Here is a 12,911-nt window from a genome sequence, read left to right on the forward strand (position 1 = left end):
CCCGACCGTAAGGGACCGCTCACCCGAGGCTTAGCCGAACTGAGCGTAACTAAATCTTTAAATTGTTTTTAAAGGATATTGACAATTATTTTGAATTGGACAGTCTGGGCATTTTGGGTTAGTTGGACGACAAGTTTCTCTTCCTAAAAAAGAAACTGCCATACCGATTTCACCCCAAATGTCTTTTGGTAAAGCCTGCATTAATAACTTTTCAACTTTGTTTCCATCATTGGCTTCGGGGATGACTCCGATTCGCGGTGCCACACGAATAACATGTAAATCGGCAATAATTCCTTCAGCGGGAGAATTTGTTTCCCGCATGATTACATTGGCTGATTTTCTTCCGATACCTTTTAGAGCAACCAATTCATCCATTGTTGTTGGAATGTTGCTATCGGTTTTGAGTGTTTGTGCAATTTCGATGAGCCAACTTGCTTTTGTTCCGAAGTTTCTAACTTTTGAAATATGAGGTATTAATGCTTCTATATTGGAAACCGCCAGACTTTCTAGATTTGGATAAACTTCAAATAAAGCTGGTGCAATTTTGTTAATATTGGCATCAGAATCCTGCGCCGACAAAATTACCATTACCAGAAGTTGATAGGTATTTTGATAATCTAAAGGATGTTTCTTGCCTTTGTATTTTTTTATTAATGGTTTCAGATTTTCTGCCCAGTTTGGTGTTTCATTAAATAGTTCCATAATACTTTAATTTGAAATAAAGTTAAGCATAGTTTCGATTACTTTTTTATCACCTAAAATTTTTCGGTGTCCCAATTTCTCTGTAATGACAATTTCACCTTTCTTTAAATTGCGATGAATGTTATGAGCAGCTTTGACTTCAATTTCATCATCATGTTTATCGTGAATAATGAGCAAAGGAATTTCTACCGATTTGGCTGCAAAACTTGCGGAATAACTTTCCATTTCTACTCCAAATTTTTTCTCAAAATGGGTTTTCATCATTGAAGCCGTTTCTGGTTTTAACTCCAGTTTTGAAACAAAATCATCCAAAATATCCTGAATAATATCGCCACTACCAATAATCACCGCTTTTTTAACCGACAATCCTTCTTTTATTGCATTCAAAATTGACATGCCACCAAGCGAATGTCCGATGGCAAATTCAAATGGTCCGAACTGTTTCTCAATTTCTAAAATAGAAGCAATAAACTCAGGCATTAGCGTAGTTTTGCTACCCGATTTTCCATGAGCCGGAGCATCAAAACTGATGGTAGAAAATCCTTTTTGAATTAGCTCATCAGCAATTTTAACCAACTGTGTTCCTCTTCCGGACCAACCGTGAACCAGCAGTATTTTATTTTTACTTTCACCATAGTGATACACATTAATGGCTTTATTTATTTTAGGAACCCGTAATTTTTGCTGTCTACTATTTTGTTCCATATGTAATTCCCGCTTCGGAATTCTATGTTTTAGAGGCGTTGTAAAGAGTTTTGCAGCAAATAGTGTAGCTAATTTTGGAGAAATTGCTTGTAATAATTTAGCCGTACGCGTAATTACTTTCGGAATTTGCAATGATTGATTGGGTATCTCGCCTTTTTTTGTCATTTTAATAAAATTATACTGCAATTTATAACTTATTGTATTTTTTTCTAAATTACAACTTCATAAAATTACAATTAAAATGCAAAATCAAACCCGAATAATAATTGAAAATGTTTCTCCACAACTTGACGCTGGAGCTTTTTTTATAAAACGAATTGTAGGTCAAAAAGTTGTTGTTACTGCTAATGTTTTTTCTGATGGTCACGATGTTGTAGCTTGTAGTGTGAAATTCAAACATGAATCGGCCAAAAAATGGCAGGAAGTTAGAATGTTCGAAACCGGAAATGATGAATGGATTGCCGAATTTAAAGTAGAAAAGCAAGGTTTTTATACTTATTTGGTAGAAGGTTGGGTTGATTATGCGCTGAACTGGCAACACGGAACACAGCGAAAAATAGAAGACAATCAGCATGTAAAATCAGAATTGCTCGAAGGTGCCGAATATTGTCAGGCAATTTTAAAAGAAGTTTCGGCAGCCGAGAAAACCTATTTGACTTCAGCCATAAAAGCATTCCAGGATGCAAAGCAATATGATAAAGCAATTGCGATTGCATTATCACCTGAATTGCATCATATTTTCAGACATTATCCAACCCGAACTTTGGCAAATGCTTCGGCAGAATTAAAAGTTTATGTAGACAGAAAGAAAGCTTTATTCAGCACGTGGTATGAATTTTTTCCACGTTCGGCATCACAGGAAAAAGGAAAGCACGGAACGTTTAAAGATTGTGAAAAACTCTTGCCAAGAGTTGCCGCAATGGGATTTGATACCTTATATTTTCCACCGATTCATCCTATTGGAGAAGTCAATAGAAAAGGAAAAAACAATGCTACTAACGCTCAAAAAGGAGATGTCGGTTCACCTTGGGGAATTGGTTCCAAACATGGTGGACATAAAGCGATACATCCTGAATTAGGTTCGTTAGCTGATTTCAAATCATTAGTCAAAGCCGCAAAATCTCTTGGAATTGAAGTCGCCATGGATTATGCGTTGCAGGCAGCACCAGATCATCCTTATGTAAAAGATTTTCCACAATGGTTCAAATGGCGTCCTGACGGAACGGTGCAATATGCCGAGAATCCACCAAAGAAATACCAAGACATTCAGCCAATATATTTTGAAAGCGGCGATTGGAAAAACCTTTGGAAAGAGTTGCTTGACGTAGCTTTGTTCTGGGTGGAAGAATGTGATATCAAAGTATTCAGAGTTGATAATCCACATACAAAACCATTTTATTTTTGGGGTTGGCTGATTGCCGAAATCAAGAAGAAACATCCTGATGTATTGTTTTTGGCGGAAGCTTTTACACGTCCAAAGATTATGCACGAACTTGCGAAACAAGGGTTCACACAATCCTATACTTATTACACTTGGAGAAATACCAAAGCCGAATTGATTGAATATGTAGAAGAATTAACCAAAACAGAACAGAAAGAATTTTTCCGTCCGAATTTCTGGCCGAATACGCCGGATATTTTACCATACGCATTACAAAGCGGACACGAAAGTGTTTATCTTCACAAATACTTTTTGGCAGCAACCTTGAGTTCCAGCATTGGAATTTACGGACCAGTTTATGAATATATGGTTTCGGAAGCAATGCCGGGAAAAGAAGAATATCACAATTCTGAGAAGTATGAATTTTTCAATTGGGATTGGACAGTTCAAAACAAACTAATCACCGTTATTTCGAGATTAAACCGAATCAGACACGAGCAACCTTCGTTACAGCAAACCAATAACATACAGTTTTGCGCTACCGATAACGACCAGGTTTTGGCGTATTACAAATATGACGATGATAAATTGGATGAAACCTTGATGATTTGCAGCATCGATCCATATTATGCCAAACAAGCTTGGGTTCAATTGCCATTACAGGCATTGGGAATTCATCCGGGACAACCAATTAAGGTTGTAGAATTAATTACTGGTAACAGTTACATTTGGGATAAAGAATGGAATTTTGTGGAGCTAAATCCGGCATTGCCATTTCATTTATTTAAAATATTGAAATAAGCCTGTTTAAAAATAGTAACCATGGAAAATTCTAACCAAGATACTTTTTCGACACCATTTGTTTTTAAGGCCGATTGGAAAAATGCTTTTGAAGACGAGGAATTTATCAAAGTTTTTTCTTCGGATATATTAGAAAACTATATCATAAACAAACGTTGGTATGGTGGAAAAGCCAGCACTTTGAAGTATATAGAAGTGGTTGATCATTTCAAAATTACTTCCAAAAAAAACACCTACTATGGCGTGCTTTTAGAAGTAAATTTTAAAGAAGCATTTTACCAGCACTATTTTATGCCACTTGCATTTATGACTTCTGATGAGTTAGATACCAGTACCATTATTTCACCTGCAAAGTTTGGTGCCATCGAAGGTTATCTGGTAGATGCGCTGCATCAGGAAGACTTCAGAAAATTGCTGTTTGATAACATCGTCCAATCTAAAAATAATCCGGAACTTAAACTGATTTTTCATAAAGGAACCGTGTTTGAAGACAAAGAATATAAGTCGTCAAAATTCATGGGAGTGGAGCAAAGCAATACGTCTATTATTTATAACGATGCTTTTGTACTGAAGATTTTCAGACGGATTTATGTCAGCACCAATCCTGATTATGAAATCAGTCGTTTCCTTACTGAAACCATGCATTTCAAAAGCTCTCCGGCTTATACAGGAAGTATTAATCTGGCGTTGTCAGAAGGAAATATTACGCTTGGTTTGATGCAGGAATTGGTTCCAAATCAAGGTGATGCGTGGAAGTTTATGCTCGAAGAAATTGACGGTGTGTTTAGCAATTTGAAAACCAAAAAAATCAAGATTGACAAACTACCGGATATTCCTTTATTCAAACGCGTAAAGATTAATGAAATTCCACCCGAAATTATTGACTGGGTTGGATTGAGTTTATTTCTTCGTTTGCAAACACTGGCAAAACGTACAGCAGAAATGCATATTGCACTTGGCGGAGACATACACGATACGGCTTTTACACCAACAACGTATAACGGAGATTACACCGTTTGGTTAAAAAACAGAATGTTGTATCAGTTCCAAAACCGATTAAACATCATTGAAAATAGTTTGCATAAATTAGATGGTTTAGCCTTGGATTTGGCGCATCAGTTTATGGAAAATAAAAAGTTGGTGCGTAAACATTTTGTCGATTTTGATTGGACAAAAATGAAGTCGGAACGCATCCGAATTCATGGCGATTATCATTTGGGTCAAATTCTGGTAAACGGTGATGATTTCTATTTATTGGATTTTGAAGGCGAACCCGAAAGTACGATTCGTGACCGAAAAGTAAAACAACCGCCATTGAAAGATGTGGCTGGCTTGTTCCGTTCGTTTCACTACGCCATTTACGCTACGATTTTCAATAACAAAGACAAATATCCATACGACCAGGAACAGCTTTTTCACGCCGCCGAAGTTTTGTTTAACTACTTTGTAGGTTGCTTTTTGGAAACTTATGTTGAGAAAGCGCAATCGGGTAATCTGAACATTGGTTACAACCATGAAATCGATTTTCTGTTAAAGTATTGCCTGATTGAAAAAGCAGTTTACGAATTAGGTTATGAGTTAAACTCACGCCCACGCTGGGCTGTGATTCCGTTGCGTGGAATTCAGAGCATCATGGGATATTAAGAAAACAACACAACACTTATATAAAAACAAAAATGAACCAAGTACAAGTACATTCCCTTTTTACCGATTTTGATATCGATTTATTTAAAGCAGGAAAACATTTTAGGTTATACGAAAAAATGGGTGCGCATCTAACGGAAGTCAACGGCGTGAAAGGCGTTTACTTTGCGGTTTGGGCTCCATCGGCACGCTCGGTTTCTGTCGTGGGTGATTTCAATTATTGGATACAGGGCGAGCACCAACTAAATGTTCGTTGGGATGCTTCCGGTATTTGGGAAGGATTTATTCCGGGTGTTGAAAAAGGCACAACTTATAAATATAAAATCCAGTCAAATAATAACGGAATTATCACTGAGAAAGCCGATCCGTTTGCGTTGTACTGCGAACATCCACCACAAACGGCTTCCATAATTTGGGACTTAGATTATAAGTGGAAAGACAAAAAATGGATGGATACGCGAAAAGATAAGAATGGTTTGGACAAACCGTTTTCGGTATATGAAGTGCATTTGGGTTCGTGGCGAAGAAATAACGAAGGTAAGTTTTTAACGTATCTCGAATTGGCTGACCAATTGGTTGATTACGTGAAAGAAACTGGCTTTACTCATGTTGAGTTCATGCCAATAATGGAATATCCTTATGATCCTTCTTGGGGTTATCAGTTGGTAGGCTATTTTGCGCCAACATCCCGTTTTGGAAAGCCACAGGATTTTATGGTTTTAGTAGATAAATTACATCAGGCCGGAATTGGAGTAATCCTCGATTGGGTTCCATCTCACTTTCCAGATGATGCACATGGTTTAGGATTTTTTGATGGTTCGAATTTATATGAACATCCGGACAGAAGAAAAGGATATCATCCCGATTGGAAGAGTTTGGTGTTCAACTATGGAAGAAATGAAGTACGTTCGTTCTTAATTAGCAATGCTATATTTTGGCTGCACCAGTATCATGCTGACGGATTGCGCGTAGATGCAGTGGCATCAATGTTATATTTGGATTATTCCAGAAAAGATGGCGAATGGGAACCAAATATTTATGGCGGAAGAGAAAACCTCGATACGATTAGTTTCCTAAAAGATTTCAATGAAGCGGTTTATGCAGATTTCCCAGACACACAAACTATAGCAGAAGAAAGCACGAGTTTTCCAATGGTTTCGCGACCAACATTCATTGGTGGTTTAGGTTTCGGAATGAAATGGATGATGGGTTGGATGCACGATACCTTGCAATATTTCAAAAAAGAACCGATATACAGACGTTTTCACCAAAATGATTTGACCTTCTCAATGACGTATGCGTTTACCGAGAATTTCATGTTGCCGTTGTCACACGATGAAGTAGTTTATGGCAAGCAATCAATCTTAGGCAGAATGACTGGTGACGAATGGCAGAAATTTGCGAATCTACGTTTGTTGTATGGTTATATGTTTACGCATCCGGGAGCGAATTTATTGTTCATGGGTGCCGAATTCGGACAAAGCTCTGAGTGGAATTTTGAAGGAAGTTTGGATTGGCATTTGCTGCAGTTTGGTTATCATGACGGAATCAAAAAATGCATCACCGATTTGAATGCGTTATATAAAAACAATCCGGCTTTGTATGAAAAACAATTCCACGTAGATGGTTTTGAATGGATTAATTATTCCGATAGCGAAAATGCTGTTTTGAGTTACATCCGAAAAGGAAATAACGAAAAAGAAAACTTGATTATAGTGGCTAATTTCACGCCGGTTGTAAGAGATAATTATAGAATTGGTATACCAACTAAAGGTAAACTAACACAGATATTCAACTCTGACAGCACAGAATATGGCGGAAGCGGAGTCGTAATGACCAAACCAATCAAGATTGATAAAACGCCGTGGAATTATAAAGAGTTTTCAGCGGAATTAGTCTTGCCACCATTAGGCGTTACGGTTTATAAAATTTCATAAAACACACTAAAACCTGTCAGATTTCAAACCTTGACAGGTTCTTTTTTATTTATCACCATTCGCAAACGTTATAGTTAAAAACTACTATAATAAGTTGCTCTGTTTTAGATTTCATCTTTGTAAATTTGGCAACACGACATTAAAAAATCATTATGATTACTAATCAAGAACTTGAACATAAAGGCGATCAATTCCCTTCCAAAATTGTTAGTTTTAATCAGGATGTTGACAGCATTTATTTCAATACTGACAACAATGTAATTCTAAAAATCACCATACTTCGCGATAGTTTAATACGCTTTCGCTATACTACCAAAGGCTACTTCAGCAACGACTTTTCGTATGCAATTGACAAAACACAATCACACGGTTACAATCAACTAGAAGTTATAGAAGAGAGTACTTTTTATCTGATAAAAACCAGCAAAGTATTTTGTAAAGTCAACAAGAAAAACCTAAAAATATCGATTCATGATATTGATGGGTTTACGATTTTAGAAGACGAAATTGGGTTTCACTGGGAAGAAAGTTATGAACATGGTGGGAATATCGTAAAAATGAGTAAAATGTCGAAAGACGGTGAAAGTTTTTACGGAATGGGAGACAAGCCAACGCATTTAAACCTTAAAGGAAAACGCGTTGAAAATTGGGCTACCGACCAATACGCTTTTCATAAAGACCAGGAACCTTTATACAAAGTTGTTCCGTTTTATATTGGTTTACATCATAACAAAGCTTACGGCGTTTTCTTTGACAATACCTTCAGAACCTTTTTTGATTTTTGCCATGAGCGACGAAATATCACGAGTTTTTGGGCAGAAGGTGGCGAAATGAATTACTACTTTGTGTATGGTCCGAAAATGGCAGACGTAGTTACAACCTATACCCATTTGACAGGAAAACCGGAATTACCGCCAATGTGGACTTTGGGATATCACCAATGTAAATGGAGTTATTATCCGGAAAGCAAAGTCAAAGAAGTTACAGCAAGATTTAGAGAATTAAAAATTCCTTGCGATGCTATTTATTTAGACATCGATTATATGGAAGGTTTCCGTTGCTTTACGTGGAGCAAAGAATATTTCCCTGAACCAAAACGAATGGTTGCCGAATTAGCGAAAGACGGTTTCAAAACAGTTGTCATCATCGATCCGGGAATAAAAATCGATAAAGATTATTGGGTTTACCAAGAAGCATTAGCCAAAGGATATTTCTGCAGACGTGCTGATGGACCGTTTATGAAAGGAAAAGTTTGGCCGGGCGAATGTAATTTCCCCGATTATACAAATCCTGAAGTTCGCGAATGGTGGGCAGGATTATTCAAAGAATTGATTTCGGAAATAGGAGTGAAAGGTGTTTGGAATGATATGAACGAACCAGCAGTTATGGACGTTCCCGGAAAAACTTTTCCGTATGATGTACGTCATGATTACGATGGAAATCCGTGTAGTCACCGAAAAGCACATAATATTTATGGAACCCAAATGGCGAGAGCAACCTATGAAGGTGTGAAGCGATTTGCGTATCCAAAAAGGCCATTTATCATCACGCGTTCGGCTTATTCCGGGGCGCAAAGATATACTTCATCATGGACTGGCGATAATGTCGCAAGTTGGGAACATTTGTGGATTGCCAATATCCAAATGCAGCGAATGTCGATTTCGGGAATGGGTTTCACGGGTTCTGATATTGGTGGATTTGCTGAACAACCTTCGGGCGAATTATACGCAAGATGGATACAGTTAGGCGTTTTCCATCCATTCTGCAGAACGCATTCATCGGGTGATCATGGCGAACAGGAACCTTGGTCATTTGGTCAGGAAGTAATTGATATTACCAGAAAGTTTGTTGAATTACGATACGAATTGTTACCTTATTTATACACGATGTTCTGGCAGTATGTCAACGAAGGAACACCAATGTTAAAGCCGTTGGTTTATTTTGACCAGGAAGATTTCCATACTCATTATAGAACTGATGAATTTATTTTTGGTAACCAAATATTGGTTTGCCCAATATTGGAGCCAAACGCTTTAGGCAGAAGAATGTATTTGCCAAAAGGAAATTGGTACAACTACTGGACAAACGAATTAACAGAAGGAAAAAAAGAACTTTGGATAAAAACCGATTTTGACCAAATTCCGATTTTTATCAAAGAAGGTGCTATTATTCCGAAATATCCGGTGCAGCAATATGTGGGTGAATTGCAGTTTGACGAATTGACTTTAGATGTGTATTACAAATTAGGAAAAGAGAAATCTACTGTTTACGAAGATGCTCAGGATGGTTATGATTATAACAAAGGAAGATTCTCGTTGCGAACATTTACCCTAAACGGAAAAGAGAAAGAACTTATCATTCAGCAACATAAAGAAGGAACTTTTGAAACAGGTTATTCCAACTTTAAGATTAATCTAAAAGCACTGCCTTTCAAAGTGAAGAAAGTTGAAGTTGATAATGAAAAAATCTCATTGGATTCTCTAAAATTAAACGGAGAGAACACATTGGTATTATATAAAGATTTCACAGAATTACATATCATAGGCGCATAAAAAATTCATAAATTTGTTACTCAATAAATAGAAACATTATGAAAAATAGAATTTTACTTTGTGGTGTCTTGGTGATAGCACTTATAGTATCCTGTGCCAAAAATCCGTTTACTGGAAAACAAACACTTGCTTTAGTTCCGAATAGCGAAATTTTGCCTTCGGCATTTGCTCAATACGGAACATTCTTAAAGGAAAATAAGGTTATCAAAGGAACTGCCGATGCCAATAAAGTAGTAAGTGTTGGTACAAAAATAAAAAATGCCGCTGAGAAATGGCTGAATGCAAATGGGTATCAAGGCTATTTGAAAGATTATCAATGGGAATATAACTTAGTTGAAAACAAAGAAGTTAATGCCTGGTGTATGCCTGGTGGAAAAATTGTAGTGTATTCGGGAATTCTTCCAATTACAAAAGATGATGCCGGTTTGGCTACTGTATTAGGTCATGAGGTTTCACATGCTTTGGCGAATCATGGTCAGCAAAGAATGAGCGCAGGTATGCTTCAACAACTTGGAGCCGTTGGTGTTGCTGCTGCTACAGGTACTAAAAGTGCCGAGACGCAACAAATCGCAATGACTGCATACGGAGCAACAACAGAAATTGGAGGAATGTTGCCATTTAGCAGAAGTCACGAAACTGAAGCTGATCAAATTGGGCTAACCCTAATGGCAATTGCAGGATATAATCCGGAACAAGCAGTGGTTTTCTGGTCAAGAATGGCTTCGGCTTCGGGAGGAAACAAACCACCGGAATTTATGAGTACGCATCCATCTGACGAAACAAGGATTGCCAATCTGAAAAAACTGGTTCCTATAGCAAAAGCAGAAGCGTTGAAGTATGGCGTAACGTTTAAATAACCTATCGATTCCAAAAAAAGAGTATATTTGAATTCCGTCTCGTTTGTTAATGAGACGGGATTTTTTTATTTAAAAACATTTTATGCCAATACTTCCTAAAGGTCATCCAAAATTACTCAACGCCTGGGCTTTCTATGATTGGGCCAATTCGGTTTATAGTTTGGTAATTGCTTCGGCAGTTTTTCCTATTTTTTACAACAAGCTTTTTGAAATCAGGGATAACCTCTACATTGAAGTTCTTGGATGCAATTTCAAGAATTCGGCACTGATTAGTTTTGTGACAGCTGCAGCCTTCCTTTGTGTAGCACTTTTTTCCCCGTTGCTTTCCGGTATTGCCGATTATATGGGAAATAAAAAGATTTTCATGCGCATCTTCAATTATATTGGCGCTTTATCATGCATTGGATTGTATTTGTTTGATTTAAATAATATTGGACTTGGTCTGATGTTTTACTTTTTTGGATTGATTGGTTTTTGGGGAAGTTTGGTCTTTTACAATTCCTATTTGCCCGATATTGCTTTCCCGGAACAACAGGATAAAGTCAGTGCCAAAGGCTATTCTTTAGGTTATATCGGCAGCGTATTGTTATTGATTATCAATTTGGCGATGATAATGAAACCAACACTTTTTAATATTTCAGGAACACCAGGCGAAGCTTCCATGAAAGCGATGCGTTATTCGTTTATGACAGTTGGTGTTTGGTGGATTGTCTTTAGTAAGTACACTTATTTTTATTTACCAAAAGGAAATTCCAATAAAGAGAAAGTAAATTTTTCAGTGATATTCAATGGTTTCAGAGAATTGAAAAAAGTATGGAAATTGCTTCAATCCGAAATTCCGCTAAAAAGATATCTGTTGAGTTTCTTTGTCTTTAGTATGGCAGTCCAAACTGTTATGCTTATTGCAACTTATTTTGGAGCACAGGAAATTCAATGGAGCAGTCCGCAAGAAAGCCAAATCGGATTAATAACCTGTATACTTTTAATACAACTAATTGCCATTGCCGGCGCAATTTTAACATCAAAAGCTTCTGCAAAATTCGGAAACATAAATGTACTGATTGCCCTAAATGCTTTTTGGGTTTTATTGTGTGGATTTGCCTATTTCATAACAACTCCGATGCATTTTTACATTATGGCAACTTTGGTTGGATTGGTCATGGGTGGAATTCAGGCATTGGGAAGATCAACCTATTCTAAGCTTTTACCCAAAACCGAAGACACCGCTTCCTTTTTTAGTTTTTATGATGTTTCCGAAAAAATCGGAATTGTCATCGGAATGATGGTTTATGGGTTAATAGACCAAATTACGGGAAGTCCAAGATTTGCAATCGTGTTTTTGGGCGTATTTTTCTTAGCCGGATTGTTATTATTGTTGAGAATTCCCAAAAAAGTATTGTCATAAATCTAAAAAAAATTATATTTGGTCTTTATTAATAAAACGACTATGAAAAACATAAAATTAATCGCAGGTATTTTTCTGCTTGTTTTTTCTTTCTCTATTACATCTTGTGATGTTGAACCTATTGATAGTTCTATCGATTTGGGCGACGGAGGCACTGGCGGTGGCGGTGGCGGAACCGGCGGAGGCGGAACCGGTGGAGGAGGCGGAGGAACTTCAACAGGAGACTATTGGCCAACAGCTTTAAACAATCAATGGGTGTTTAAGAATAATGGTGTGCTTCAGGAACCTATGAAAATGATTTCTATCAACAGCATTGGCGGTAATACTTATTATACGTTTGATCAATTATTTGGCGCTTCAAGTAGCGGAACTTCAGCTGGAGTTGTAGCCCGATTGAGAAAAAATTCAGGAGATTACTACCTTAAGATTGAAGACTTTACTTTCGATACTGGATTGGGAATTACAGGTAATCTTACAGGATACCAAATGTTGATACTGAAAGATTACCTAAACGCAGGTCAAACCTGGACGGGAAATTTTACACAAACCGCAACTTTTACAGGTTTACCATCCACAACCCAAGCTACAACTTATACAGGACAAATTCTTGAAAGAGATGCCACTGTTACAGTTAACGGAGTTAGCTATACTAATGTAATCAAGATGAAAATAACGCAGGTTGTTACTGTTATGGGTGCTCCGGCCAACAATGTGGTAACCGAATATTGGTTCTCGAAAAATATTGGCCCGGTAAAATCGGTTACTGTTTCTACAGATGATGTGGGGTCAGAAACGACAACAAGTGAACTGGATTCTTATATTTTAAATTAAATAGGTAATCGCAATTAAAAAAAACTGTCTCGTTCTTTATGACGAGACAGTTTTTTTGTGGCATAATACTTGACTAATTACCGCACTAATCGATAA

Annotated in this window: 9 protein-coding genes; 7 read left to right on the forward strand and 2 right to left on the reverse strand. The window is 37.2% G+C overall.

Annotation, left to right across the window (positions count from 1 at the left end; genetic code table 11):
- Positions 1-57: 57 nt before the first annotated feature.
- Entirely contained in the window at positions 58-702 is a 645-nt protein-coding gene (locus tag GS03_RS07780; RefSeq protein ID WP_136151973.1) for an endonuclease III domain-containing protein, read from the reverse strand.
- A gap of 6 nt (positions 703-708) precedes the next feature.
- Positions 709-1,572, reverse strand: a complete 864-nt coding sequence (locus GS03_RS07785; protein ID WP_136151974.1) for an alpha/beta fold hydrolase — start codon at positions 1,570-1,572, stop codon at positions 709-711.
- 76 nt (positions 1,573-1,648) lie between these two features.
- Between GS03_RS07785 and GS03_RS07790 the strand changes: the two genes are divergently transcribed.
- The 7 genes from GS03_RS07790 to GS03_RS07820 all read left to right on the forward strand — a co-directional run bounded on the left by GS03_RS07790 (position 1,649) and on the right by GS03_RS07820 (position 12,815).
- Complete coding sequence (locus GS03_RS07790; protein WP_136151975.1) at positions 1,649-3,589, forward strand: alpha-1,4-glucan--maltose-1-phosphate maltosyltransferase; 1,941 nt, start codon at positions 1,649-1,651, stop codon at positions 3,587-3,589.
- 21 nt (positions 3,590-3,610) lie between these two features.
- Positions 3,611-5,233 carry a trehalose synthase gene (locus GS03_RS07795; RefSeq protein WP_136151976.1) on the forward strand — a complete coding sequence of 541 codons (1,623 nt, stop codon included), beginning with the start codon at positions 3,611-3,613 and terminating at the stop codon, positions 5,231-5,233.
- A 32-nt stretch (positions 5,234-5,265) separates the two neighbouring features.
- Positions 5,266-7,170 (forward strand): 1,4-alpha-glucan branching protein GlgB, encoded by a 1,905-nt coding sequence (gene glgB, locus GS03_RS07800; RefSeq protein WP_136151977.1) that lies wholly within the window; start codon positions 5,266-5,268, stop codon positions 7,168-7,170.
- A 152-nt stretch (positions 7,171-7,322) separates the two neighbouring features.
- Positions 7,323-9,722, forward strand: coding sequence for a glycoside hydrolase family 31 protein (locus tag GS03_RS07805; protein ID WP_136151978.1), 2,400 nt, complete (start codon positions 7,323-7,325; stop codon positions 9,720-9,722).
- A 38-nt stretch (positions 9,723-9,760) separates the two neighbouring features.
- Positions 9,761-10,579, forward strand: coding sequence for a M48 family metallopeptidase (locus tag GS03_RS07810; protein ID WP_136151979.1), 819 nt, complete (start codon positions 9,761-9,763; stop codon positions 10,577-10,579).
- 82 nt (positions 10,580-10,661) lie between these two features.
- Positions 10,662-11,984, forward strand: coding sequence for an MFS transporter (locus GS03_RS07815; RefSeq protein ID WP_136151980.1), 1,323 nt, complete (start codon positions 10,662-10,664; stop codon positions 11,982-11,984).
- A 42-nt stretch (positions 11,985-12,026) separates the two neighbouring features.
- A complete protein-coding gene (locus GS03_RS07820; RefSeq protein ID WP_136151981.1) occupies positions 12,027-12,815 on the forward strand; it encodes a hypothetical protein in 789 nt (262 codons plus the stop codon).
- The last annotated feature ends 96 nt before the right edge of the window (positions 12,816-12,911 follow it).

This window comes from Flavobacterium sangjuense (assembly GCF_004797125.1).
Lineage (GTDB): Bacteria > Bacteroidota > Bacteroidia > Flavobacteriales > Flavobacteriaceae > Flavobacterium > Flavobacterium sangjuense.

Bases quoted from the DNA above. Each gene is read 5' to 3' on its own strand.
- GS03_RS07810 (WP_136151979.1), top strand. From the start codon at position 9,761: ATGAAAAATAGAATTTTACTTTGTGGTGTCTTGGTGATAGCACTTATA.
- GS03_RS07805 (WP_136151978.1), top strand. From the start codon at position 7,323: ATGATTACTAATCAAGAACTTGAACATAAAGGCGATCAATTCCCTTCC.
- GS03_RS07790 (WP_136151975.1), top strand. From the start codon at position 1,649: ATGCAAAATCAAACCCGAATAATAATTGAAAATGTTTCTCCACAACTT.
- GS03_RS07820 (WP_136151981.1), top strand. From the start codon at position 12,027: ATGAAAAACATAAAATTAATCGCAGGTATTTTTCTGCTTGTTTTTTCT.
- GS03_RS07785 (WP_136151974.1), bottom strand. From the start codon at position 1,572: ATGACAAAAAAAGGCGAGATACCCAATCAATCATTGCAAATTCCGAAA.
- GS03_RS07795 (WP_136151976.1), top strand. From the start codon at position 3,611: ATGGAAAATTCTAACCAAGATACTTTTTCGACACCATTTGTTTTTAAG.
- GS03_RS07780 (WP_136151973.1), bottom strand. From the start codon at position 702: ATGGAACTATTTAATGAAACACCAAACTGGGCAGAAAATCTGAAACCA.
- GS03_RS07815 (WP_136151980.1), top strand. From the start codon at position 10,662: ATGCCAATACTTCCTAAAGGTCATCCAAAATTACTCAACGCCTGGGCT.
- glgB (WP_136151977.1), top strand. From the start codon at position 5,266: ATGAACCAAGTACAAGTACATTCCCTTTTTACCGATTTTGATATCGAT.